24 protein-coding genes and 2 rRNA genes are annotated in these 24,321 nt (G+C 66.8%); 14 read left to right on the plus strand and 12 right to left on the minus strand.

Going from position 1 to position 24,321, the window contains the following annotated elements:
• Positions 1 to 227 precede the first annotated feature (227 nt).
• Positions 228 to 3,147, plus strand: a 23S ribosomal RNA gene (locus tag RJT68_RS08745).
• Between the two features lie 140 nt (positions 3,148 to 3,287).
• Positions 3,288 to 3,409: ribosomal RNA gene (gene rrf, locus RJT68_RS08750) — 5S ribosomal RNA — on the plus strand.
• Positions 3,410 to 3,677: 268 nt separating this feature from the next.
• Here the strand turns inward: rrf and RJT68_RS08755 are convergent.
• Positions 3,678 to 4,064: a hypothetical protein gene (locus tag RJT68_RS08755; RefSeq protein ID WP_407039975.1), complete on the minus strand. Its 387-nt coding sequence runs from the start codon at positions 4,062 to 4,064 to the stop codon at positions 3,678 to 3,680.
• Positions 4,065 to 4,184: 120 nt separating this feature from the next.
• Between RJT68_RS08755 and RJT68_RS08760 the strand changes: the two genes are divergently transcribed.
• A complete protein-coding gene (locus RJT68_RS08760; protein WP_407039976.1) occupies positions 4,185 to 4,352 on the plus strand; it encodes a hypothetical protein in 168 nt (55 codons plus the stop codon).
• A 352-nt stretch (positions 4,353 to 4,704) separates the two neighbouring features.
• The gene (locus tag RJT68_RS08765; RefSeq protein WP_407039977.1) at positions 4,705 to 4,917 is read left to right on the plus strand and encodes a hypothetical protein; all 213 of its coding nucleotides are present in this window, start codon (positions 4,705 to 4,707) and stop codon (positions 4,915 to 4,917) included.
• Between the two features lie 19 nt (positions 4,918 to 4,936).
• Here the strand turns inward: RJT68_RS08765 and RJT68_RS08770 are convergent, their stop codons facing one another.
• The 3 genes from RJT68_RS08770 to RJT68_RS08780 form a co-directional block, all read right to left on the minus strand.
• Positions 4,937 to 6,754, minus strand: a complete 1,818-nt coding sequence (locus RJT68_RS08770; protein WP_407039978.1) for a formate/nitrite transporter family protein — start codon at positions 6,752 to 6,754, stop codon at positions 4,937 to 4,939.
• An 81-nt stretch (positions 6,755 to 6,835) separates the two neighbouring features.
• Entirely contained in the window at positions 6,836 to 7,702 is an 867-nt protein-coding gene (locus RJT68_RS08775; protein ID WP_407039979.1) for an SDR family oxidoreductase, read from the minus strand.
• Positions 7,699 to 8,364 carry an NAD(P)-dependent oxidoreductase gene (locus RJT68_RS08780; RefSeq protein WP_407039980.1) on the minus strand — a complete coding sequence of 222 codons (666 nt, stop codon included), beginning with the start codon at positions 8,362 to 8,364 and terminating at the stop codon, positions 7,699 to 7,701. Before RJT68_RS08780 ends, RJT68_RS08775 begins: the two co-directional genes overlap by 4 nt.
• A 127-nt stretch (positions 8,365 to 8,491) precedes the next feature.
• Here RJT68_RS08780 and RJT68_RS08785 point away from each other — a divergent pair, with 127 nt between their 5' ends.
• Genes RJT68_RS08785 through RJT68_RS08795 form a run of 3 tightly spaced genes read left to right on the plus strand, consistent with a single transcriptional unit; the run spans position 8,492 to position 10,859 of the window.
• Positions 8,492 to 8,887 carry a winged helix-turn-helix transcriptional regulator gene (locus tag RJT68_RS08785; protein ID WP_407039981.1) on the plus strand — a complete coding sequence of 132 codons (396 nt, stop codon included), beginning with the start codon at positions 8,492 to 8,494 and terminating at the stop codon, positions 8,885 to 8,887.
• The gene (locus RJT68_RS08790) at positions 8,884 to 9,930 is read left to right on the plus strand and encodes an ABC transporter ATP-binding protein (protein ID WP_407039982.1); all 1,047 of its coding nucleotides are present in this window, start codon (positions 8,884 to 8,886) and stop codon (positions 9,928 to 9,930) included. The genes RJT68_RS08785 and RJT68_RS08790 overlap by 4 nt, the downstream gene beginning before the upstream one ends.
• A 50-nt stretch (positions 9,931 to 9,980) precedes the next feature.
• Positions 9,981 to 10,859: an ABC transporter permease gene (locus RJT68_RS08795; RefSeq protein ID WP_407040348.1), complete on the plus strand. Its 879-nt coding sequence runs from the start codon at positions 9,981 to 9,983 to the stop codon at positions 10,857 to 10,859.
• Positions 10,860 to 11,312: 453 nt separating this feature from the next.
• Here RJT68_RS08795 and RJT68_RS08800 read toward each other — a convergent pair whose 3' ends face one another.
• Positions 11,313 to 12,167: a cytochrome c oxidase subunit II gene (locus tag RJT68_RS08800; protein WP_407039983.1), complete on the minus strand. Its 855-nt coding sequence runs from the start codon at positions 12,165 to 12,167 to the stop codon at positions 11,313 to 11,315.
• 227 nt (positions 12,168 to 12,394) lie between these two features.
• Here RJT68_RS08800 and RJT68_RS08805 point away from each other — a divergent pair, with 227 nt between their 5' ends.
• Both RJT68_RS08805 and RJT68_RS08810 read left to right on the plus strand, forming a co-directional pair.
• Positions 12,395 to 14,770: a DUF6789 family protein gene (locus RJT68_RS08805; protein WP_407039984.1), complete on the plus strand. Its 2,376-nt coding sequence runs from the start codon at positions 12,395 to 12,397 to the stop codon at positions 14,768 to 14,770.
• A gap of 43 nt (positions 14,771 to 14,813) precedes the next feature.
• The gene (locus tag RJT68_RS08810; RefSeq protein ID WP_407039985.1) at positions 14,814 to 15,365 is read left to right on the plus strand and encodes a hypothetical protein; all 552 of its coding nucleotides are present in this window, start codon (positions 14,814 to 14,816) and stop codon (positions 15,363 to 15,365) included.
• 27 nt (positions 15,366 to 15,392) lie between these two features.
• Here the strand turns inward: RJT68_RS08810 and RJT68_RS08815 are convergent, their stop codons facing one another.
• From RJT68_RS08815 to hisC, 6 genes are all read right to left on the minus strand, one after another.
• Positions 15,393 to 16,214: a cytochrome c oxidase subunit 3 gene (locus RJT68_RS08815; protein ID WP_407040349.1), complete on the minus strand. Its 822-nt coding sequence runs from the start codon at positions 16,212 to 16,214 to the stop codon at positions 15,393 to 15,395.
• A 289-nt stretch (positions 16,215 to 16,503) separates the two neighbouring features.
• Positions 16,504 to 17,148 (minus strand): triose-phosphate isomerase, encoded by a 645-nt coding sequence (gene tpiA / locus RJT68_RS08820; protein WP_407039986.1) that lies wholly within the window; start codon positions 17,146 to 17,148, stop codon positions 16,504 to 16,506.
• A gap of 289 nt (positions 17,149 to 17,437) precedes the next feature.
• A complete protein-coding gene (locus RJT68_RS08825; protein ID WP_407039987.1) occupies positions 17,438 to 17,992 on the minus strand; it encodes a multiprotein bridging factor aMBF1 in 555 nt (184 codons plus the stop codon).
• Between the two features lie 127 nt (positions 17,993 to 18,119).
• The gene (locus RJT68_RS08830) at positions 18,120 to 18,731 is read right to left on the minus strand and encodes a CDP-alcohol phosphatidyltransferase family protein (RefSeq protein ID WP_407039988.1); all 612 of its coding nucleotides are present in this window, start codon (positions 18,729 to 18,731) and stop codon (positions 18,120 to 18,122) included.
• Positions 18,728 to 19,321, minus strand: coding sequence for an adenylate kinase family protein (locus tag RJT68_RS08835; protein WP_407039989.1), 594 nt, complete (start codon positions 19,319 to 19,321; stop codon positions 18,728 to 18,730). Before RJT68_RS08835 ends, RJT68_RS08830 begins: the two co-directional genes overlap by 4 nt.
• Positions 19,318 to 20,487 (minus strand): histidinol-phosphate transaminase, encoded by a 1,170-nt coding sequence (gene hisC / locus RJT68_RS08840; RefSeq protein ID WP_407039990.1) that lies wholly within the window; start codon positions 20,485 to 20,487, stop codon positions 19,318 to 19,320. The genes RJT68_RS08835 and hisC overlap by 4 nt, the downstream gene beginning before the upstream one ends.
• A gap of 191 nt (positions 20,488 to 20,678) precedes the next feature.
• Between hisC and RJT68_RS08845 the strand changes: the two genes are divergently transcribed.
• Complete coding sequence (locus RJT68_RS08845) at positions 20,679 to 20,804, plus strand: hypothetical protein (RefSeq protein WP_407039991.1); 126 nt, start codon at positions 20,679 to 20,681, stop codon at positions 20,802 to 20,804.
• Between the two features lies 1 nt (position 20,805).
• On the opposite strand, the gene RJT68_RS08850 is transcribed toward RJT68_RS08845, so the two are convergent.
• Positions 20,806 to 21,510 carry a competence/damage-inducible protein A gene (locus RJT68_RS08850; protein ID WP_407039992.1) on the minus strand — a complete coding sequence of 235 codons (705 nt, stop codon included), beginning with the start codon at positions 21,508 to 21,510 and terminating at the stop codon, positions 20,806 to 20,808.
• 123 nt (positions 21,511 to 21,633) lie between these two features.
• Here RJT68_RS08850 and RJT68_RS08855 point away from each other — a divergent pair, with 123 nt between their 5' ends.
• From RJT68_RS08855 to queC, 4 genes are all read left to right on the plus strand, one after another.
• Positions 21,634 to 21,993 carry a helix-turn-helix domain-containing protein gene (locus tag RJT68_RS08855; RefSeq protein WP_407039993.1) on the plus strand — a complete coding sequence of 120 codons (360 nt, stop codon included), beginning with the start codon at positions 21,634 to 21,636 and terminating at the stop codon, positions 21,991 to 21,993.
• A 162-nt stretch (positions 21,994 to 22,155) separates the two neighbouring features.
• Positions 22,156 to 22,689, plus strand: coding sequence for a 6-pyruvoyl trahydropterin synthase family protein (locus RJT68_RS08860; protein WP_407039994.1), 534 nt, complete (start codon positions 22,156 to 22,158; stop codon positions 22,687 to 22,689).
• A gap of 1 nt (position 22,690) precedes the next feature.
• Positions 22,691 to 23,515: a 7-carboxy-7-deazaguanine synthase QueE gene (locus tag RJT68_RS08865; protein ID WP_407039995.1), complete on the plus strand. Its 825-nt coding sequence runs from the start codon at positions 22,691 to 22,693 to the stop codon at positions 23,513 to 23,515.
• Positions 23,516 to 23,536: 21 nt separating this feature from the next.
• A complete protein-coding gene (gene queC / locus RJT68_RS08870; protein WP_407039996.1) occupies positions 23,537 to 24,286 on the plus strand; it encodes a 7-cyano-7-deazaguanine synthase QueC in 750 nt (249 codons plus the stop codon).
• Positions 24,287 to 24,321 lie beyond the last annotated feature (35 nt).

Raw genomic sequence — 24,321 nt, forward strand, 5'->3', positions numbered from 1 at the left:
CGGTGACGATCGAAACCGTGTCCCTTATACGGGGGCGCTGGTTACGATCTGATCCGAACGCAACCGATGCACCACCCCGCGCAAGCGTGGGTGGGAAGGGTTAATGCACGCCAGCCGTCTACTGGCCGTGCAGATGAGACCGTGTGTACGTGTAGTCCAGGCGTCCACTGGACCCGTTCCCGGGTCACTCGGTTACACCATCCCGGTGTAACCACCGACAGATCCGACGAACGTGGCTACTGTGCCAGCTGGTGGATCGCTCGGCTCGAGAGCCGATGACGGACGTGCCAAGCTGCGATAAGCCTCAGGGACCCGCACGGAGGGGAAGAACTGAGGATTTCCGAATGGGAATCCCCACTGCAATTGCTTCGCGCAATGGGGAACGCCGGGAATTGAAACATCTTAGTACCGGCAGGAAAAGAAAGCAAACGCGATGTCGTTAGTAACGGCGAGTAAACCCGACACAGTCCAAACCGAAGCCCTCACGGGCAATGTGGTGTTCGGACTGACTCTCACTCTCGGAACCCCGACAAGAAGTCCCTTGGAACAGGGCGCGAGACAGGGTGACAGCCCCGTATTGTCGACTAGTATGAGACGCGTCAGCTCCAGAGTAGCGGGGGTTGGAGATCCCTCGTGAATTCCGCGGGCATCGACCGCGAAGACTAAACACTCCTCGAGACCGATAGCGAACAAGTAGCGTGAGCGAACGCTGAAAAGCACCCCAAAAAGGGAGGTGCAATAGGGCGTGAAATCAGTTGGCGATAGAGCGACGGGGCACGAAAGGTCCCCCGATGAACGAATCAGGTGCGAACCTGTAGTAGGATTCGGAGGAAGCCGGTGTTCCGTCGTGCGTTTTGAAAAACGAACCAGGGAGTGTGCCTGATTGACGAGTCTAACCGGAGTATCCGGGAAGGCGCAGGGAAACCGACATGGCCGCAGTCTTACGACGAGGGCCGCCGTGTTCAAGCGCGGGGAGTCAATCGGGGACAACCCGAAACCGGACGATCTAGGCGTGGGCAAGGCGAAGCGTGGCGAAAGCCACGTGGAGGCCTGTTAGAGTTGGTGTCCTACAATACCCTCTCGTGACCTACGTCTAGGGGTGAAAGGCCCATCGAGTCCGGAAACAGCTGGTTCCAACCGAAACATGTCGAAGCATGACCTCCGCCGAGGTAGTCTGTGGGGTAGAGCGACGGATTGGGTGCCCGCACTCCGAGAGGAGTGCGCCACCCTGTCCAACTCCGAACCTACAGACGCCGTTCGACGCGGGGAGTCCGGTGCGCGGGGTAAGCCTGTGTACCGTGAGGGAGACAACCCAGAGCTGGGTTAAGGTCCCCAAGTGTGGACTAAGTGCGATCGAAAGTGGTCCCGAGCCCTAGACAGCCGGGAGGTGAGCTTAGAAGCAGCTACCCTCTAAGAAAAGCGTAACAGCTTACCGGCCGAGGTTCGGGGCGCTGAAAATGATCGGGGCTCAAGTCCACCACCGAGACCCGGCGGCACCAGTCAGATGGTGACCCCGTAGGTTGGCGTTCCGTTCGGGTGGAAGCACGGCCGAGAGGTCGTGTGGACCGTGCGGAAACGAAAATCCTGGTCATAGTAGCAGCGTGAGTCGGGTGAGACCCCCGACGGCCGAACGAGTAAGGGTTCCTCAGCACTGCTGATCAGCTGAGGGTTAGCCGGTCCTAAGTCACACCGCAATTCGAATGTGACGAAAGGGAAATAGGTTAATATTCCTATGCCAGTGTGCATTCAAAGCTGACGCTTTGGGGCCGCCTGAGCCGGGCCATCGCCCGGTCGAACCATCGAAACCCGTGGAAGCTGTAATAGCACGAAGCGGGCGAATGGTGGGATAGCGCAAGTCAGGTCAACCTAGAGCCCGTGAAAAGGCGAGCACACTGTCCGTACCGAGAACCGACACAGGTACTCGTGGCGGCGAAAGCCAAGGCCTGTCGGGAATAACCGACGTTAGGGAATTCGGCAAGTTAGTCCCGTACGTTCGCAAGAAGGGATGCCTGCCTCGGAAAGAGGCAGGTCGCAGTGACTCGGGCGCTCCGACTGTCTAGTAACAACATAGGTGACCGCAAATCCGTAAGGACTCGTACGGTCACTGAATCCTGCCCAGTGCGGGTATCTGAACACCCAGTACAATGGGACGAAGGACCCGTTAACGGCGGGGGTAACTATGACCCTCTTAAGGTAGCGTAGTACCTTGCCGCTTCAGTAGCGGCTTGCATGAATGGATCAACGAGAGCGCCACTGTCCCAACGTTGGGCCCGGTGAACTGTACATTCCAGTGCGGAGTCTGGAGACCCCCAAGGGGAAGCGAAGACCCTATAGAGCTTTACTGCAGGCTGTCGCTGAGACATGGTCGCCATTGTGCAGCATAGGTAGGAGCCGTTACACAGGTACCCGCGCTAGCGGGCCACCGAGGCACCACTGAAATACTACCCGATGGTGACTGTGACTCTCACTCCTGGCGGAGGACACCGGTAGCCGGGCAGTTTGACTGGGGCGGTACGCGCTTGAAAAGATATCGAGCGCGCCCCAAGGTTCCCTCACCCGGGTCGGAGACCCGGGAAAGAGCGCAAGAGCATACGGGAGCCTGACAGTGTCAGGCATAACAACTGACGCTGACGCGAAAGCGTGGTCTAGCGAACCAATTAGTCCCGCTTGATGCGGGCAATTGCTGACAGAAAAGCTACCTTAGGGATAACAGAGTCGTCACCCGCAAGAGCACATATCGACCGGGTGGCTTGCTACCTCGATGTCGGTTCCCTCCATCCTGCCCGTGCAGAAGCGGGCAAGGGTGAGGTTGTTCGCCTATTAAAGGAGGTCGTGAGCTGGGTTTAGACCGTCGTGAGACAGGTCGGCTGCTATCTATTGGGGGTGTGAGGTTCCTGACGGGAACGTTCGTATAGTACGAGAGGAACTCCGAATGGGTGCCACTGGTGTACCGGTTGTTCGAGAGAGCACGTGCCGGGCAGCTACGCACCACGGGGTAACGGCTGAACGCATCTAAGCCGGAAACCCACCCGAAAACGAGGAACCACCGAGGCCGCTCCTAGAAGAGGAGTTCGATAGACTCGGGGTGTACGCGCCGAGGCAACGAGGCGTTGAGCCCGCGAGCACTAACTGGCCAAGCCACACAATCATACTACATACATTCGCACGGATCTGGTACCCGGAGACGGGTCCAGGCGCGAACTGGACTACACGTACACACCGGTCTTGACATCCACCCTAACCACCGATACTGGTGTTTGCCAGCGGTTCGATTCCGTTGATCGGCGTTAGGCGGCCAGAGCGGCGGGGTTCCTCCCGTACCCATCCCGAACACGGAAGATAAGCCCGCCTGCGTATCGGCAACTACTGGAGTGGGAGACCCTCTGGGAACGTCGATTCGCCGCCATCCACTCATACTTCATACTCTACACCGACCACGAGCCGCAGGTTCCCATCGCGGGAATCTGCGGCTGGTTGTCTATCTACCGCAGAGCGGCAGTACCGTGACCGCCAGTGCGGATCACCGGTTCAATTTGTATCTCCGCCCTCGACTGGGGAGACCGGACGGCGGACTTCGCTCATCGAACAGTAAGCGTCCTTCTCCATAAGAAGCTACTACCGTCGGTAAAATCCGCTTGAGCACCAGCAATAGCGTATTGAACCGGAGTCGAACGGTCTTACGGGGTCGGACCGATCGATGCGCGAGTAGCGCGGACGGCGGTGGAGGCACCGGCGTCGATCATGGTCTCCCACGCGCGGATGGAGCCGACGACGAGGTGGCGCCACGCGGAGACGAGGCGGGCGGTCGAGCGGTGAGCCGAGGCGGACTCGGCGCCGAGACCGAGGTCGAGACGGAGATCGCGGTGAATGCGCGGACGCGTTCGGGGACGCTCGGTGAGCGTCATCCCGCACGCGGGACAGACGATGCCGACGGTGTCACCGCGGATCCGACGGTCCCAGTCGGCGTCGACGGGGCTCGAGTGATCGCAGGCCCAACAGAAGAGCGTCGATTTGCGCATCGTCGGATCGTCAGCACCGCCGCTGCGTTGGGCTGGCTGAGTCATCACGTCGACTACGGAGCGGACGCGTAAAGATCCTCGACTACCACGTGCGAATCACTCACAGGCCGACGTGCCGACACCGGAACCTATGAACCGATTCGGGACGCAGGGACGGCTACGACGATGGACTCGAGCCGATTGAAGCCGGTGTACCTGTTCGGAATCGCGCTCAACGCGATCGCGCTGGCGTACGCGCTGTGGTCGGGATCGACGCTGTACGCCGCGACGTTCGGGTTGGTCGTTGTCTACCTCGCGGTCCGGTATCGGATGCTGTCGAGCGCCGGCAGCTAGGGTCGAGGAACCGGAGTCGAGGGAGGATGAGGGAATGTGGGCGATAACGCGAAACGAGCACGTCAGCGATCGGATCGTCACGTTTCTCGACGGGGCCGAAAAGACGATTCACTTCCTGACCGCCAACGACGTCGCAGTCGACGAACGGACGTACCACGGGCTCCGTCGGGCGGCCGAGCGGGGGGTCGACGTGTGCGTCGAGGTACCCGGACGAAACGAACGAGCGCGTCCTCGAGGTCGTCTCGGGCGCGCATGCGGGATCTGAGAGGAAGCCGAGTTCAGCTTCGGAGACGGATTCCGGGGAGACGATCGACGTCGTCACGTTCGTCTCGACCTCGAGGAGACGAATCTCGTGTACGGGGAGCGACCCTCGCAGTTGCTCATGGTCGATAAGCGAGCGGTCGTGGCGGTGGGAACCAAGGAGAGCGGTCTGCCGGGCGTCGTCGATCAGACGGCGGTGTGGATCTACGGTCGCGACCACGGAATGGCGGTCTGGATCCGAGAGCTACTCGACGATCGGCTCGAGTCGCGCGGGATCGGCGACGAGGTCGACGACGAGAGGTGACCGTCGGCGCCGGTCGCGGTTACCGCCGGCCGAACAGCCGCTGGAGGAAGCTCCGCCCGTTCGGGCGCTCGGCGAGCAGCACCGAACAGTCCACCGTGTTGACGACGTCGAAGTGGAGCGACTCGGAGACGAGTCGGGAGAGCAAGCCGCGCTCGGTCGCGCCGATCAGGAGCGTCGTGTGATCGTCGGCCGCCCGGCAGATCGCCGCCTCGACGTCTCCGGAGTCGTCGACCGTGAGGGTCACCCCCTCGAGGTCGCGATCGGCGGCCCAATTTTCGAGGAAGGTCTCGCCCGCCACTCGTTCGTCGGGGCCGTCGACCACGTGGAGCAGGGTGATCGAGGAGCCGAGGCTCGAGCGCAGGAGCTGCGCCACTTCGGCGCTCAGGTCGGAGTCGGGTCCGCCGGCGGTCGGGAGGAGGACGCGCGAGGTGTCCAGGTCCCGGTCCTTGAGGACGAGGAAGTCACAGGGGAGTTGCGTGGTGAGTTCGCTGAGCGGGCGCTCGGCGCGGGCGGCGTCCCACAGACCGTTCGGTTCCCAGCCCATGACGACGAGGTCGGTGTGCTTGCGCTCGGCGGTGGTGAAGATCTCTTCGAAGGAGCGGTAGGAGACGACCGTGGAGGTTTCGCACTCGACGTTGTAGCTCTCGACCGTCTCGCGGACGCCGTCGAGCAACCGGTTCGATTCGGCCACGGTCTGTTCGCGCTGGGCGCCGCTGTACTCCGAGAAGCGGTCGGGAACCTGCACGATGTGGACGACGTGGACGACCGCGGACTCCTTTTCCGCCGCGAGGGTGCTCGCGAAGTTGACGAGTCGCGATTCGGTCCGCGGGTTCGCGATGGGGACGAGCACCCGGTAGGTGTTCGCGTCCGGCGCCGTCTCCTCGACGGTGTCGACCAGGGGGACGTAGGAGCGACCCGCGAAGCGTCCGAGGAGCCACTCCCGGGGTGAGAGCCGGCTGACCGAACTCGCGAAGCGGGCGGACTCGAGGCGGTGTTCGCTCGTCTGGTAGTAGTTGACGACGGTGACGAGGAGGATGCCGCCGACGGTGTTGCCGAGGAGGACCGGGAGGACGAACTGGGTGAAGCCAGTGACGGGGGAGAGGTCGCCGGCGGGGGCGAAGACGACGAAGGCCATCTCGGTGAAGGAGGTGACGACGTGGAAGAGGTTCCCCATCGGGATGGCGAGGAAGGCCATGTAGACGATCACGAGCCTGGCGATCGTCTCGCGGGCGGAGTACTCCACCCAGACGACGCCGGCGACGATCAGGCCGGCGAACGCCGCCTTGAAGAACAGGTCCCACCACGCCGTCTCGGGGCCGTGGGTGCCGAGGTACAGCGCGGCCTCGTACGCGTCGTCGGAGAAGACGCCGCCCCGGGCGAGCACCGCGGCGCCGATGGCGCCGCCCGCGAAGTTCCCCGCGAGGACGATCGTCCAGTGGCGAAGCAGCGCCGGGATGCTCGTCAGGCGCTCGAGCGTGAGCGCGACCGGCGGGAGGGTGTTCTCGGTGTAGAGCTGGTAGCCGCCGATGATGATGTAGATGAACCCGAGGGGGTACAACAGCGCGCTGAGGATGGGATGCCCGTCGGTCGAGCCGTACAGGGAGGCGTAGAGGAGGACCGTGATCGAGATGGCGAAGCCGGCGGCGAGACCGCTGAAGAACAGTTCGCGACTCGTCGAGGTGATCTCCTCGTCGGCGGCCGCGACGATCCGCTGGAAGACCTCGTCGGAGGAGAACCGATCGCGCACGACGGCGCCGGCGGCCGGAGCGCCGCTTCTGGACCGATCGACGGCTTCCCGAACCGTGTCGGCCTCCTCCGGAGGATCGGAATCGCTCATTATCGGTGCGAAACGGTAGAGAAACTAAGCGTTTGGCTTTGCGCCGGCGGCGAAACGGGATGCGTCCGCCGGAATCGACGCCTAGGCGGCACCGTCCGCCCGTTCGAACCGGTCCCGACGGTCCTCGACGAACGTCCGGACGGATCTCGGTCGTCGTCCGAGCACCCGTCGCACGTCCGCGGTGGTCCGCGAGGACAACCCGAGTCGGGTGACCTGGTACTCGGCCAGCATGAACCCGATCAGCCGCCACGGGACGCCTCGTCCGGCCATCCGGCGGACGAACGCGGTGCGCGACGGGTTGGCGTACTCGATCCGTCGCTCGAGAACTTCGCTGAAGATACTCGCCACTTCGAAGAAGTCGAGCGCCGTCGGTCCGGTGAGGTCGTACGACGCGCCCTCGTGGCCGGGTTCGGTGAGGACGGTCCCGGCGACCGCGGCCACGTCCCGCGCGTCGACGAACCCGAGTGCGCCGTCGCCCGCGGGGACGAACAGCTCGTCGCGTTCGACGATCTCCGGGCGGTGGATGCCGCTCAGGTTCTGCACGAAGCACGCGGATCGGAGGAACGTCGCGGACGGTCGGGACCGCTCGAGGTGGCGTTCGATCCGTCGGTGGGGGAGGACGGGAACCTTCTCCGCGCCGAGGATCGACAGGAAGGCGACGCGCTCGACCCCGACGCGGTCGGCGGCGTCGATGAACTCTCGGATTCGGCCGACGTCGACGCCGGGCGGATAGACGAGGAACAGCCGGTCGATCCCCCCGAGCACGGGCCCCCACGTCTCGGGTCGCGCGAAGTCGAACTCGACGACCGCCGGGCCGTCGCCGAACCGATCGCGCGCCGCCGCGGAATCTCGGGAGGCGATGCGGACCGTCTCGGGTGCCGTCTCGAGGGCGGAGACGAGGTTTGAGCCGACCCGACCCGTTCCGCCGGTGACCAGCACGCGGCTCATCGCCCGGTCAGTTTCGGGATCTCGCGGACGTACAGGTCGTCCTCGAGGCAGTAGAGGATAAATGCTGCGACGTTCGCCCGGCTGACGGCGTCCCGGAGGCCGAGGCGGAGGTCGGTCCCGTGACGGACGGCGTCGGCGGGGTCGCCGTCGATCAACCGGGGGGCGCGGACGACGGTCCATCGGACGTCGCTGGCGCGAACCGCCTCGACGTGCCGCTCGGCGTCCTCCAGCACCTCGGACGCGAGCAACGACAGCAGGGCTCCCATCGCGCGCCCGCCGAGCGAGACCGATTCGCCGTCCTCCCGGACGCCGGCGCCGACGAGCGTCACGAACCGATCGACGCCGTGCTCGTCCATCGCGGCGAAAACGTGCTCGCCGGCCACGGTGAGCAGGTCGTCGGGACCGGACGACGTCTGCCCGAGCACGCTCACCGCGGCGTCGACGGGGTCGTCGCCGGACCCGGCGCCGCCGATCGCTGTCTCGATCCCCTCGCCCGCGTAGGCGTCCCCCTCGACGACGGCGACGCGTTCGTGGGTGCGTATCGACGTCGGCAGGCCCGCTCCGTCGCGCGCGAACGCGACGACCTCGTGGCCGTGTTCGAGCGCGCGTTCGACGAGCGGAACGCCGGTTCGGCCCGTGGCACCGAATATCACGAGTTTCACGTCCGTTAGTACGGATTCTATAGGTAAATACTCCTGACTTCGAACTTTCGAAGTAACGGGCTCGTACCCTCAGTTAACGGTGGATACCCCGGACACGTTCATGTGCCTCGAGTCCGTACGGCCGGGCATGAGAGACCGTCCGCGCGGTCGGAACGCCGCTCGCGAGTTGCGGAACTCGCTGTCCTCCGAGGAGCGAGCCCGCGTCGATCGAGCGGTGTCCGACCTCCTCGACCTGCTCGGGAAGGCCCACACGATGGCGATCCTCCGGCGGTTCGCCTTCGCCGAGGAACCGCTCCGCTTCTCGGAACTCGAGGAGTCGCTCGAGGTGTCGCCGAACACGCTCTCGGCGCGGCTGTCGACGCTGGTGGAGACGGGACTGCTCGACCGGCGCGCGTACGACGAACTCCCGCCGCGGGTGGAGTACGAACCCACGGAGAAGGCGGAGGCGCTCTTCCCGGCGTTCGGCCACTTCCACCGGTGGGCGCTCGAGTACGACCTCGAGCGGTCGGAGGAGGAACGGTGACGGGGGCCGAGCGGACCGGCCGGGCGTCGGAGGCGCACGGCGACTCGCCCCCGCCGGCGATCGACGCGCGCGACCTCGAGTTGACCTACGGCGACGGGACGACGGCGGTCGACGGCGTCGACCTCCGGGTCCCCCGGGGGGAGTTCTTCGGCTTTCTGGGTCCTAACGGAGCCGGAAAGACGACGACGATCAAGGTGTTCGCCACGCTCCTCTCGCCGACAGCCGGCGACGTTCGGGTCAACGGCTTCGACGTTCGGAGCGAGTCCAGGGCCGTCCGAGAGACCATCGGCTACATGGCCCAGGAGACGAGCGTCGATCCGGAACTCACCGCACGCGAGAACGTTCGGTACGCCTGCGAGGCCTACGGCGTCCCTCGCGGCGAGCGCGCGGAGCGGACGTCCGAACTGCTCGACCTGGTCGACCTGGTCGACGTCGCGGACAAGCGCGCCGAGGAGTTCTCCGGCGGGATGAAAAAGCGACTCGACGCGGCGACGGCGCTCGTCCACCGCCCGCCGCTGGTCTTCCTCGACGAGCCGACGACCGGGCTCGACCCGAAGGCCCGGAACCGCCTGTGGGACTACTTCCGGCGGATAAACGACCGGGGAACGACCATCTTCCTGACGACCCAGTACCTCGACGAGGCCGATCAACTCTGCGACCGGCTGGCGGTCATCTTAGACGGCGAGATCGTCGCCGACGGCACCCCCGACGAACTGAAACGACGGGTCGGCGGCGAGGTGCTGGACGTGGAACTGGCCCTCGAGGAGGGGACGGACGTCCGCGAGCGCGCCGCGCGGATCGCCCGGGAGTTCGAGGAGTTCGACGACGCGGCCGTCTCGACCACCGAGGACGGGATCGCCGTCACCGCGGCGAACGCCAGACAGCACGGCCCGGACCTGCTCGTCGCGCTCCGCGACGCCGGCCTGGCGGTAATCGGGTTCAACGTCCGATCCCCCACGCTCGACGACGTGTTCCTCGCGATCACGGGTGAGGAACTCGAACTCGACCGAGCGGAGGCCCCGGCCGAGGGGGTGACGCGGTGACCGACGAAACCGACTCCGCCGCCGCGGGGGACGACCGACCGGTCGGAGTGCTGGGCGACGACGGACTCGAGGCGGCCGGCGAGGGGCGAATCGCGCGTTCGCGGAACACGTTCGTCGGCGACGCGTGGGTGAACTTCAAGCGGTGGAACCTGAAGGCGGTCCGCAACCCGTTCGTGCTGGTCGTGTCGCTGGTCCAGCCGATCATCTTCCTCGTACTGTTCACGGAGGTCTTCGGCAACGTGGCCGGCGACGCCGTCAATCGAGGACTTCCGGGCATCAATTACGAGACCTACCTCGTCCCCGCGATCGCCATCCAGGTCGCCCTTGCGGCGGCCGTCACCTCCGGCGTCGGACTGGTCAACGACATCGAGAACGGCATGTTCGAGAAGGTCCTCGTCTCGCCGATGAACCGGACGGCCGTCTTCGTCGGCAAGACCGCCGCGGAAGTGTTCCGCATCGCCGTCCAGATCGCCATCATCCTCGGCCTCGGCGTCCTGCTCGGGGCGGAGATCGCGACCGGCGTCGTCGGCGCGCTCGGGATCGTGATCGTCGGCGTCCTCTTCTCGCTGTGGTTCGTCGCGTTCTCGAACGCGCTGGCCATCCTCACGAGGGATCAGGAGTCGACGATCATCGGCGCGAACCTGTTGCAGTTTCCGCTGTTGTTCCTCTCGAGCGCGTTCCTCCCCCTCGAGACGCTGCCCGAGTGGATCCAGACGTTCGCCCGCGTCAACCCGGTCACCTACGGCGTCGACGCCGCGCGGTCGCTCATGCTCGATCGCGACGCCATGACGGCCTGGGACGTGACGTGGTTCGACGGGGCGTTGAACGGGGTCGCACCCGGCGTAGCCGTCCTCGTCGGCCTCGACCTCGTCTTAGGTGCCGCCGCCGTCTTCCTGTTGGCGCGGGCCTCGAGTTCCGACGTGAAGTGAACCGACCCCCGTTCCGACGGTCCGGTCGGACGTGTGGAAAACTGGCGGTGTGCCACGCGAATCGTTCGTCTCCCCGTGGGCGGTTCACTCACCTCGTATCGAGGACTTGGTCGCGTGGCAGGGCCGAGTCACGAAGGAGTTCGTCGATCACGTCGTCGATGCGTTGGAGACGTATCTTCGATGACGGTCGAAAATGTCGCCCGGAACACTAACGTCCAACCTCATCCCGGGGCTGCGCGCCGCGTCGGTTGGCTAACCCTCGTGCCGGGCGTGGTACTGTCGCGTGCCCGGGTTCGCCGTGCTGTCATCGCACCCGAGTGGGTGGGCTCGGCCGGGGACTAAAGGCACGCGCGTGGACGTAGGCGAGGGTTCCGTATAAGGCCCCCGTCTCCTCGCCTTCGCTCGCAGCCATTCGTCTCGAGCGAGTCGCCACACGACGACCCCCGATCGTCGTCAGGAGACCTCGGGCGGATCTGCCTCCCGTTCGTCCTCGTTCTCCTCGAGCCAGTCCTCGTACTCCTGGGGTTCGACGACGACCACGGTCCCGTCCATTCTCGAGTGGCCGGCGCCGCAGAACTCGGCGCAGCGGGCGTCGAACTCGCCCGTCTCGTAGGCGTTGGTTCGGAGTCTGGTGTAGTAGCCGGGGAACGCGTCCTGCTTCGCGCCGAAGTCCCGGAGGAACAGCGAGTGGATGACGTCCTCGGAGGTGAGCCACATCGTCACGTCCTCGTCCGCAGGCATCACGATCGTGTCGCGCGTGGTGACGTTCGCGTCACGATAGGTCGCCTCCCACTCCCACTGGTAGCCGGTGACGAAGATCTCCTCGTCGTCCGTCTCGGGCAGGTCCTCGACGTCCTCGAAGCCGTCGGGGTTTCCGCCGCCGGCCCCCGCGGCGGTGGCGTTGTCCCCCTCGTCGCTGCCGGCCACGTCCGCGGGTTGTGGCGGCGAGACGTACGGGTTGACGAGGACGGAGTAGGCGGCGAGTCCGACGAACAGGAGGATGATCGCGGTCGCGACGGTCCACGTGATCTCGAGGGCGGGATCCTCCGGCGTCGGCTGGGGGTCGTCGTTGTCGTGGAACTTCACCGCCGCGTAGACGAGGATCATGAGGACGAACACCGTGAGCGGCAGGGCGACGTAGAGGAGTTGATTCTCGAGGCCGTCGATGAGGTCGCGGTTGGTGGCCTGGGCGGCGGCCGTTCCGGAGAGGGCGACGAACGTCCCGCCAGCGAGGAACGCGGCGAGCGCAGCGGCACCGACCCGGAGCGGCGTCCGCACCCCCGAGGACCGACGTCGGCGACGGATCATTGTCCGCGGTTCCACGGCCGGTCGGAAATACGCCGTCCCCCATTCCGGTGACTGTTCGGATCGCCGTCCAGTTCGGCGGCGATTACCGGGTCGGTTACGGAGCGCCTGTCGTATCAACGGCGACGACGGTCTCGAGGTCGCCAATTCATCTTTATTGGGATCGATATGGAGGGAAGGGGTATGCGAAGGGCCTGCCGGCGTGCGAACGCACCCGGGGTGAGCGCGGAGTGACCCCGACGAGCGGGGCACCCCCGACGCTCGCGTCGGCGGCCCCCGATCGCGCGTTCGTCGAGTTCGGACTGATCGGAGCGGTGTTTCTCACCTGTCTGCTCGTCGCGGTCCTCGCGAGACGACGACAACGAACGAATCCCGCTCCGGACGGGGGGTACGCGACCGGAACGGGCCGGAGGTTCTCCGTCGGCGACGCGAAACAGGCGGCGATCCGGTGGACGACGACCACGAATCACCGCGAGATCGGTTTGCTCTACATCGCGTTCGGCGTGTTCGCGGCCGTCTGGGGTGGGGTCGACGCGATGATGATGCGCACCCACCTCCTGACGCCGGCGGCCGACATCTGGACCGAGCAGACGTACAACGAACTCTTCACGATGCACGGGCTGACGATGCTGATCTTCTTCGTTACGCCGCTTTTCTTCGGCGTCGGCAACTACTTCATCCCCCTACTGATCGGCGCCGACGACATGGCCTTTCCCCGGTTGAACGCCATCGGCTTCTGGATGCTCCCGCCGGCGCTGTTGCTCTCGCGATTCGGCATCGTCGCGGAGGTGACCGCGAAAGTGCTCGCGGTGGTGGTCCCGGCGGATTTGATCGACGTCCTGCTCGTGATCCGCGAACCAGGGATCGGCTGGTACCTGTACCCGCCGCTGTCTTCGACGGTACCGGACCCCCAGATCAACTTCCTGTTACTGGGGCTCCACCTGAGCGGCATCGCGACGACGATCGGCGCGATCAACTTCATCGCCACGATCGTTTACGAGCGCGATCCGAAGATCGGTTGGGGAAGCCTCGACATCTTCGGCTGGAACATGCTCGTCACGAGCGGGATCGCCCTGTTCGCCTTCCCGCTGCTGGGGACCGCCCTGCTGATGCTGCTCGCCGATCGGACGATCGAGACGACGTTCTACGCGTCGGAGGGCGGCGGGCCGATCCTCTACCAGCACCTCTTCTGGTTCTGGGGCCACCCCGAGGTCTACATCGTCTTCCTGCCGGCGGCCGGCTTGATGAGCCTCATCCTGCCGAAGATGGTCGGCCGGAAACTGTTCGGGTTCAAGTTCATCGTCTACTCGACGCTCGCGATCGGCGTGCTCAGCTTCGGCGTCTGGGCCCACCACATGTTCACGACGGGAGTCGATCCTCGCATCCGGGCGAGTTTCATGGCGACGTCGATCGCCATCGCCGTCCCGAGCGCCATCAAGGTGTTCAACTGGATCACGACCATGTGGAACGGGAACGTCAAGTTCGCCGCCCCGACGATCCTCTGCGTCGGCTCCGTCGGCACGTTCATCGTCGGCGGCGTCACCGGCATCTTCCTCGCCGTGATCCCCGTCGACATCGTCTACCACGGGACCTACTACGTCGTCGGCCACTTCCACCTCATCGTCATGGGGATCATCCCCCTCATGATGTTCGCCGGGAGCTACTACTGGTACCCGCTGATGACGGGCCGGATGTACGACCAACGCCTCGCCATCTTCCAGTCCGTCCTCCTGATCGTGGGCTCGGCGCTCACCTTCGGGACGCTGATGGTCATCGGGTACCGGGAACTTCCCCGCCGGTACGCCACGTACCCACCGGAGTTCCAGAACCTACAGATCGTCGCCACGATCGGCGCGTTCGTCGTCGGACTCAGCGTCATGCTGTGGTTCTACAACGTCATCTGGTCGTACTTCAACGGCGAGCCGGTCGAACACGCCGACCCGTGGGACCTGAAGTCCACCGACCAGTTCACGCCCGAGTGGCAGTGGTTCGAAGAGCGCCTCGAGCGCGAGCGAGGGATCCCGCCGACGGAACCCGAGGAGGTGCGACGGTCGTACGCGCCCGCCAGAGCGGAGCGGCCCCTGTCGCTGTTCCAGCGGCTGAAACCGGTCGCCCGGACGGTCATCAGCGACGCGTGGGCCGGGGCGGTCGGCGGCTTCATCGGGACGATGATCATGACGGGCGCGCTCGCGGTCGCCGAACTCATCGGCGTCTTCAACCTCGAGTCGTTCGCCGAACTCTCCGTCCTCGTCGGCCTACCCGAGAACGTCCTCGTCGGCTACGGGCTCTTCCTCTTCGCCGGGATGACGACCTGGCCGCTGCTCTTCCTGACGCTGGGGGAGTACCTCCCCGGCGAGCTCACGCTCGTGACCGGCCTCTGGTACTCGACGGTGATCGCGTCCGGGTTCGCCATCGCCTTTTACACGGGGCAGACCCGTCTCGAGCTGGTCGCCTACCTCGCGTTCGTCCTGATCGCCCACTGGCTCTACGGGCTGGGACTCGCGGGGACGACCGCCTACCTCGGGGCCGGCGGCAGGGGGCCACCGCCAGGCGGAGGAAGAGGAGGAGTACCTGAGCCCGCGCGGAAACCGGACGAAGAAACGTAACGCGCGCGCGACCAACACCGATCTCGACACGGATACTACGCCCATGCCCGCGGAAGACGAACGCGTCGAGGAACCGCCCACGGAACCGGGAGAGTCGCTCGTGCTGACGTACGTCGTTCCGTTCTTCGGCGTGATGCTCATCGCAGTCGGGCTCTCGAGCGCCATCCTCGGCGGCTACGTCGTGATGCAGGACTCGTTCGGCCTCTGCAACGATCCGGACGTCGAGGTGCGGGCGATCGAGGACGGCGATCCGCCCGGACGGACCGTCGACAGGATCGCCTTCGAGGACCTTTCGTCGGCCGAGCAGCGGGCCGTCGAGGAGGCGACGACCAGTACGCTCGAGGAGGCCCGGGTCGAAGGCCAGATGGAGAACCGCGAGGCGCTGCTCGAGGGTGCGATCGTCGAGGTCGACGGCGAGCCCTACTACGTCCGGATCGCCTCCCAGAACTCGTGTCTCGAGGCCGAGCCCCTCCTCTTCCCCCTCGGTTCCGTCGCCGTCCTGCTCGGGATCGCCGGGGTGTTGACCCCGCCGATCTACCGCAAGATGGCCGGGTTCGAGGAGCGGATGCACCGCGGGCGAGGCGGAAACGAGTGACTGGTTGGGTGAGCCGGCGATACGCGCCTACAGCGCCGCCCAGGCGTACAGCACCGCGACGAGGAAGAGCCAGACGACGTCGACGAAGTGCCAGTAGAGCGAGACGGTCTCGACCCCCGTGTCGCGGTCGGGGCCGTAGGCCCCTCGAGTCGCCCGGACGCCGAGGACGCCGAGGGCGCCGACCCCGATGGCGACGTGGAATCCGTGGAGCCCGGTGAGGCCGTAGAACGCGCTCGCGTACACGCCGGAGGTGACGGTGAACCCCTCGGCCACGAGGAACTCGTAGTACTCGAGCGCCTGGCCGCCGAGGAAGACGACCCCGAGGGCGAACGTGGTCCAGAGGAGGGCGGTGAACCGACGGCCGCGTCCGTCGTCGAGGGCTTCGTGGGCGAAGTGGAGGGTGACGCTGCTCGCGATCAGGATGAGGGTGTTGACGAGCACGAGCGAGGAGAGCAAGTGGGGGAGCTCCTCGGGCGGCCACGCGCCGACGCGGATGAAGAAGTAGTAGACGAAGAGTGCGGCGAACGTGTGGACGTCCGTGACGAGAAAGAGTACGGTCGCCGCGACGGAGGTGTCGCGGCCCCCGCCGGCTTCGCTCCCTCGAGGGGGCGCGAAGAAGGCTTCCACCAGCCAGCCCCCGAGGCTCCCGAGGGTGACGATTCCGCCGACGGCGGCGACGGCGACGCCGATCAGCGGCGTCGCGACGTCGACGACGAACGCGAAGATGGCGACGGCGAGTCCGGCGTAGATGAGGCCCGCGCCGATCGCGGCGACGAACGGCCACAGACTGCGGTGTTCGTGCTCGTGGTCGTCGGGCCCGCCGGCCCCGGGCGGTTCGGGGGACGGCATTCCTTCTTCGCTCGCGGCGTGACCGCCGTCCGGTCGACGGAATCGCTCCGGTCCGCGCCCGGCGAACCGTTCCGGACCCGGTCCGCCGGGCGCGGACGTCGGATCGTCGGATGCTGATGCCGGATCGTCGGACGCGGACGTCGGATCGCCGGCCTCCCTCGCTCGCGGTGTACCGTCGTTCGGCCCGTCCCGGCTGCCCATACGCCGGTTACCACGAACCGAAGGAAAAAGCGTTGGGCGTTCGTGCGCTCGTAAGGAGTCGATACCGGTACCGCGGTGTGCCGCTCGATCAGAGCGGGTCGACCAGGTCCTCGAGGGCGGCCTTCGGATCGTCGGCCTTCGCGACGCCGCTCGCGAGGAGGACGCCCTCGGCACCGAGGTCGGCTGCGGCGACGACGTCCTCGCCGGTGGAGATGCCCGCGCCGCAGAGGACGGAGACGGAGTCGTCGACGCGCTCGGCCGCTTCGACGGCGTCCTCGACGACGTCCGGATCGGCCTGGCTGACGGGCGTCCCCGTCCCGATGAGCTCCGGCGGCTCGACGGCGACCGCGTCGGGGCCGAGGGCCGCCGCGGCGCCGATCTGGGCGGGGTTGTTCGCGCAGACGACCGTCTCGAGGCCCGCGCGCTCGGCCGCCTCGAGGGCGCCGTCGACGTCCGCGAGCTTCAGCCGGCGCTCGGAGTGGTTGAGCAGCGTACCGACGGCGCCGGCGTCGGCGACGGCCTCGGCGAGCGTGTGGCCGGTGTTGCTCCCGTGCTCGATCGGGTCGACGTGCTGTGCCCACGTCTCGGCGCCCGTCTCGGCGACCTGTGCCACGTGAGCCGCCTGCGGGGCGACCGCGAGTCGGGCGTCGGTCGTCTCGTTGGTGTCGCGAACGGCCTCCGCGACGGCCACCGGGTCGCACGGGTACGTCTTCAGGTTGACGAGGACGAACATACCCGTGAGGGGTTCGGCGCGACTGAAATAGCTTTCTAGTCCTCCGTGGCTGCCGGAGACCGCGTCCGGGCGGACTCGAGGGCGGCTCGAGTCGGGACTCAGAGGGTGGAAGGGAGGGTGCCTTGGGGATTGGAAGGGTGGTGCCTCGGGGTGACTAGGCGGGCGCGAGCCCTCATCGTTGACGAGAATCGGGGACGTACCGGACGGTCGTCGGACGATACAAACCGTCGAAAACGGCAGCGAGCGTGGCTTCGTCGATCGAAGCGAGTCCGGGGCGGGCGGGTCGGCTTCAGTCCTTGCGCTTGACGACGTCGCCCAGCGTGTAGCTCCCGGTCGAGGAACCGCCGCTCCACTCGGTGTCCTCGGGCGTTCCGCCCTCGCCGGTGAGGCTGATGTCGAGGAAGTTCTCGAGCTTCGACTGGACGCGGTCGCTCGGGAGCGTGTCGCCGCGCTCGAGCTTGCGGATCAGACTCGCCTTCTCGTTGAGCTCGTTGGCGAGGTCGGACTGGCTGAGCCCCGTCTCCTCGCGGGCGCGGCGGATCCGCTCGTCGTAGTCGGTCGCGATCTCGTCCATGTCGTCGAACATGTCCCGGCGGCGACCGCGCGAGGAGGGGCTCGAGCCGGACCCCGAGCCGGATCGGCCGCCGCCCGATCCGCCGCTCGAGTTGCTCGAGGAGGAGTTCGAACCCGTCGAGTACTTCGTCGAGGTGCTCGAACTCGAGGAGGGCGTTTTGACCTCGGTACCGAAGTCGGTGCAGTTCGCGCACACGTCCAACTTCGCACCCTCGACTTTGATGGTCTTCGGGGACGACGTCTCGGCGCCACACATCTCGCACTGAACCATGCGAGAACCTATATCGCGGCGGTTGATAAAGCATGCGGCGCGGTCCCAGGGAGGGGGAGAGACGCCGCTCGCGACCGCTCGCGTGGTGAAGCAGCGTCCCGGTCTCGAACCGACCGCCGTCCGTCGATCACTCGAGGTCCCCCCAGGCGTAGGCGAAGCGCTGGAGGGCGGTCAGGTGGCCGATGACGGCGAGGAAGACGAGCAGCCAGCCGACGATCGTGAGGCCGCCGTACTCGCCGTCGATCGGGTAGGCGAGCGCGCCGACGGCGCCGATGAGCACCAGCCGGTCGGCCCGGCCCACGAGGCCGCCGTAGACCCGGTCCATGCCGACGGCCTGGGCCTGCGTGCCGAGGTAGGAGGTCATCACGACGCCGGTGACCGCCAGAAATCCGAGGAAGTAGTTCTCGACGCCGGCCGCGAGGCCGCCGATGATGACGATGTCGGCGTACCGGTCCAGGACGTGATCGAGGAGGTCGCCGCCGGCGGAGGCGACGCCCTGCTCGCGCGCGAGCGCGCCGTCCACGATGTCCAGCCACCCGTTGACGAAAACGAGGACCGACGCGACGACGTACCAGACCGACGACGCCCGGCCCCCGAGGGTGAACGCGCCCGCCGCCGCGACCGCCATCCCGAACGCGAGCAGGCTCACCCCGTTCGGCGTCATGCCGACGCGGTCGAAGCCCCTGACGAACGGCTCGAGGAAGCCGGAGACGTAGGGGCGGAGCTTGTCGAGCGTCATACCAGGTACCCCACGAAGTCGACCTCGCCGGCGCTCGGGTCGCGCTCGCCCGCCACGACCGCCTCGAGTTCGTCGACCACGGCGTCCGGGTCGCGCTCGGTGGTATCGATCTCGTAGACCGACTCGAGGCCGTGTTCCTCGACGGCCTCCGAGAGGATCACGTCGAGCGCCTCGCTCTCTGCGTTCTCGCGAGCTTTGCGAGCGAGAGCTCGAGAGGACTCCGTTCTCTCGGCGTTCTCGCGAGCTTTTCCGTCTGGTTCGCCCCGCTCGAGCAGCCGTCGCTCGAGTTCGGCGGGTCGACACCGGAGGACGACCACCCGGTCGGCCGAGAAGTGGTGGGCGAGGTGGGACTCGATCACGACGTCGTCTCGGCCATCGAGCCACTCTGCGAGCGCGTCGAGGTCGGCGACCTTGCTGTCGCGCTCGGCGTCGACCTCGGTGTAGAAGCCCTCGCGTTCGAGGACCCCGTTGAGGTGGATCACCTCGAGATCCGCGAACGGGTCTGCGGTCGACTCCGAGAGGCGCGACTCGAGGCGGTTCGTCGCGGTCGTTTTCCCGGTTCCGGGGGTTCCGGTGACGGCGACCCTCACGCGTCGGCCACCCCCGTTTCGGTTTCCGCGTCGCCGTCGCGGTCGGATTCGGGGTCGGGGTCAGAGTCGCCGAACCCGTCGGCGAGGACCGCGTTGAGCGTCTCGACCGCGCGGTCGGTCTCCGCTTCGGTGCCGCAGGTGATCCGGATACAGGAGTCGAGGCCGAAACTCGAGCAGTCGCGGACGATGACGCCGCGCCGTTGCATCTCCTCGGCCACCGCAGACGCGTCGCCGACGTCGACGAGGACGAAGTTCCCCTCGCTCGGCCAGACGCGGGCGTCGATCGCCTCCCGCATGTACTCGCGGGCCTCGCGCGCCGTCTCGACGGTTCGCTCGACGTGCTCGTCGTCGTCGATGGCGGCGAGTCCCGCCCTGCAGGCGAGTTCGCTCGCCGCGAACGGGGTGTTCACGCGCGCGTACGCCCCGCCCCACTCCCCGGGGACGATGGCGTAGCCGAGGCGGATGCCCGCAAGCCCGTACGCCTTCGAGAACGTCCGGAGGACGGCGACGTCGTCCCTCGAGTCGAAGCCGTCCCGGCCCTCGATCAGCGAGACGGCGCTCTCGGTCTCGGCGAACTCGCCGTAGGCCTCGTCGACGACGATCAGCGTTTCCTCGTCGGTTTCCGCGGCCAGTCGCTCGACGTTCTCGAGCGGGATGGTCGATCCGGTCGGATTGTGGGGACTCGTGAGCCAGACGACCCGCTCGCCGTCGTAGGACTCGAGGACGCCCGCGGTCGTCTGGTCGAAGTCGTCGTCCCTCGAGAGGGCGTACTCGGCGACGTCGCCGTGGTGAAAGCGGGCGCTCATCCCGTAGTAGGCGAAGCCGGGGGTGGGAACGAGCACGTCGTCCCCGGGCTCGAGGGTCGCCCGGTGGAGGTAGTCGATCGCGCCGTCGCCGCCGTTCGCGAGCCAGACCTGGCTCGCGTCGACGTCGAAGCGGTCGGCGATCGCCGCGGTGAGGTCGGCGTGAGCGGCTTTCGGGTAGGAGTTCACGTCTGAGGCGATCTCGCGGATGGCGACCGCGGCGGCGGGAGAGGGGCCGTGGGGGTTCTCGTTGGAGGCGAGTTTGACGAACTCGGACGGGTCGCGTCCGAGTTCGCGGGCGACCTCCTCGATCCCTCGACCCGCCTCGTAGGCGACGTGGTCGGACAGATCGCGCGGGTGCATACGCGAATCCTGTTGCCGTGAGCCCTTAAGGATGCTTACCTGTCGCGCCGCCGCGAACCCGTCCGAACGCGCCCCCTCACGCGGTGCGCTCCGGCGGCCGGGCAACGGATTCGGACCGCTCTCCCCGTCCGTCGGCGACACTTCGGTGCGAATTCTGAAGGATTAAGAGGGCCGGGGAACGACCCACGACCATGACTCCCGTGACCGACGTCGTGCTCGCATCGGACGCCTCGCTCCCCCCGGAAGTGACGGGCTGGGGGGCGCTGATCCTGGGGCTGCTCGTGACGATCGCCTGGACGATCTACTTCTACCGCTGACTCAGTCCGTCGTCGACGACTCCGCCGGCGACGCCACCCGGTCCGCGAGCCACGCCGCCGCCTCGAGCACCGTCTCCTCGTCGGTGCTCTGGATCGAGACCCGGACGTACTCGCCGGGATAGCTCCCCACGGAGACGTCGAAGCGGTCGCGGAGGGCGGCGATCCGGTCGAGGAGGGCGCTCTCGGGTTCGTCGGCGACGACCTCCTCGCGGTAGCGTGGCTCGCCCGTAAACTCGTCCGCGATCGACCCGAACATCGCCTTCATCTCCGCCGGGACGCCCGGGAGGACGTACACCCTTTCGAGCGCCGCGCCGGGGGCCACGCCGACCTCGTTGTGGAGCGGGCGCGCTCCGGCGGGAATGTCGGCGGTCCCCTCGGTGAGGTCCGAGCGCGAATAGCCGTGCTCTTCGAGCCACTCGAGGACGACCTCGTCCGTCTCGAGGTCGCGTCCGAGCGCGGCGGCGACGCCCTCCATGGTGAGGTCGTCGTGCGTGGGTCCGAGCCCTCCGGTGACGATCACGGCGTCGTAGTCGGCTCGGTAGACGTTGACGACGCGAGCGATGTCGCTGACGCGGTCGGGGAGCGTCGTGACGCGCTCGACCGACACGCCGCGCTCGGCGAGGCGCTCGCAGAGCCAGGTTGCGTTCGTGTTCGTCGTCCGTCCGGCGAGCAGTTCGTCTCCGACCGTCACGACCGCGACGTGCATGTCGTCCCCTTCTCGGGGCACCCACAAAGCTATCTCGTCGATGGACCGATGACTATCACCTTAAACTGACCCTAACGGTAACCACAAGATTCAATCTTGATAATTGTAAACTCATTGTGTAACATGTCGCGTGGTGGTTGGACGGAACGAAACGAGTCGAATTCGACGGCGGTCCTCTCGGCACTGGGGAGCAAGTACAGCGCCGAGATCCTCTGTGCGGCGGGGACGCCGAAATCGGCGCAGACGCTGAGCGACGACATCGAGATCCCGATCGCCACCTGCTATCGGCGCATCGAGGAGCTCGTGGACGTGGGATTGCTCACCTGCGAGGGTCGCCGGCTCTCCGAGGACGGCCGGCGAACGAACATCTACCGGCGGACGCTCGACGAGATCGAAGTCGACTTCTCGGGCGGCGAACCCCGGTTCTCCCGCAAGCGTCGGACCGAGGCGAAAAACAGGCTCCAGGACCAACTCCAGGACTGAGGCGATTCGGGTCGCGACGAGTCCGCGGTTCGTGACCCGAGTTCCCCACCAGCCGCTGCTGGGATCGTTCGTTTTCGGTCGACTTTTCGTCGAGCAGCGGGGCTTCCCCCGCGTCGATCGTCTAGTGATCATCCTTAAGTAACCTCACGAGAATATCGGGGTATGACTGGACGAATCGGCGACCGCGAACGCGGGGAGTCGCCGCAGGCCGACACCGTCGACGGTGCGCGATCCGACTCGAACGACGGTGCTCGAGCGCGCGCCGACGACGGGGTGATCGGAACCCGCCGAACCCTCCACGTCGGCCGCGATCGCCCGATCCGCATCAGCGCCGGGCACCGTCTTCGCCACCACGACGGCAAGTGCGCCAGGCCGCACGGCCACAACTACGAGATCTCCGTCACCGTCGAGGGCGAACTCGGCGCGGAGGGGTGGGTCGTCGACAAGGGCGAGATCACCGACGTCGTCTCCGAGTGGGACCACATGTTCCTGGTCGAGGCGGGCGATCCGCTGATCGAGGCCTTCGAGGCGGCGGGCGACGACGACGCGCTCGTGATCCTCGAGCACCCCCCGACGGCGGAGGTGATGAGCGTCGTCCTCGAGCGCCGCCTCGCGGCTACCCTGCCCGACACCGTCACCGACGTCGCCGTGCGGGTGAGCGAAACGAGCGAACTCTGCGGGGGGAGCGGGTTCTGAGATGCCGGTCTCCGACTCGAGGCCCGCTCGAGGGTGGGACGACGGGGAGCGGTCCGAGGCGGATTCGGACGGCGACGCCCTCCCGATCAACGAACTGTTCTACTCCCTCCAGGGGGAAGGGACCCTCGCCGGCGTCCCCTCGGTGTTCGTCCGCACGAGCGGCTGTAACCTCCGCTGCTGGTTCTGCGACTCGTACCACACCTCCTGGGAGCCGACCCACGCGTGGATGGACCTCGAGGCGATCGTCGAGGCGGTCGAATCGCACGAGGAGGCCGACCACGTCGTCCTCACCGGCGGCGAACCGCTGCTCCACGAGGCGTCGGTCCACCTGCTCGAGCGCCTCGACGAGCGGGGGTACCACGTCACCGTCGAGACGAACGGGACGATCCACCGCGACGCCCCCATCGACCTGGCCTCGATCAGCCCGAAACTCGAGAGCAGCACGCCGACGCCCGAGCGCGATCCGATGGGGGCCGGTGCTGACGACGACGCCCGCGACCGAAGCGGGGAGTGGGAGGCCCGCCACGAGGCGGCGCGGATCGACCTCGAGGCCCTCTCCCGACTCGTCGAGGACTACGACTTCCAGCTGAAGTTCGTGGTCACGGACGCCGACGATATGCCCGAGATACTCGACCTGCTCGCGGACCTCCGCGACGCCGCGTCGGCTCGAATACGCGACGACGACGTCCTCCTGATGCCCGAAGGGGCGACGCGGGAGCGACTGGCCGAGACCCGGACTCGAGTCGCCGACCTCGCGATGGAACACGGCTTCCGCTACACGCCGCGGCTGCACGTCGACCTGTGGAACGACGCACCGGAGACGTAACCGACGCACGCGATTAGACCCATGACCGACACACTCGACTCGAACGCCGACGCCGAATCGACGGAGAACAGAAACCGCGCCGTCGTCCTCCTCTCCGGCGGCATGGACAGCGCCACCGCCGCCTACGAGGCGAACGCGCGGGGGTACGACATCTACGCCCTGCACACCTCCTACGGCCAGCGCACAGAGGGTCGCGAACTCGAGTGCGCTCGCCGACTTTCCGACGAACTCGACGCCGAGGACTTCCTCCGGATCGAGACGGGCCACCTGACGGCGATCGGCGGCTCGAGCCTCACTGACGAGGGGATGGCCGTCGAGGACGCCGATATGGAGAGCGAGGAGGTGCCGGACACCTACGTCCCCTTCCGGAACGCGAACCTGCTCGCGATGGCGGTCTCCTACGCGGAGGCGAACGACTGCGACGCGGTGTTCATCGGCGCCCACAGCGAGGACTTCGCGGGGTATCCCGACTGTCGACCCGCGTTCTTCGAGGCGTTCGAGCGCGTCGTCGACGTCGGGACGCGGCCGGAGACGAATATCTCGATCGAAGCCCCGTTCGTCGAGGACTCGAAGCCCGACATAGCGCGGCGGGGCGTCGAACTCGAGGTCCCCTTCGAGCACACGTGGTCCTGTTACCGCGAGAGCGAACCCGCCTGCGGCACCTGCGACTCCTGCGCCTACCGGCTCCAGGCGTTCCAGACCGTCGGCGTTCGAGACCCGATCGAGTACGCCGAGCGGCCGTCCTACGTCGACGGGATCGAGTCGGCCTGACGGATTTCGAGTCGCTCGAACTACGGCCGACCGTG

Source organism: Halovalidus salilacus (assembly GCF_031852275.1).
In the GTDB taxonomy this organism is placed as follows: Archaea; Halobacteriota; Halobacteria; order Halobacteriales; family Natrialbaceae; genus Halovalidus; species Halovalidus salilacus.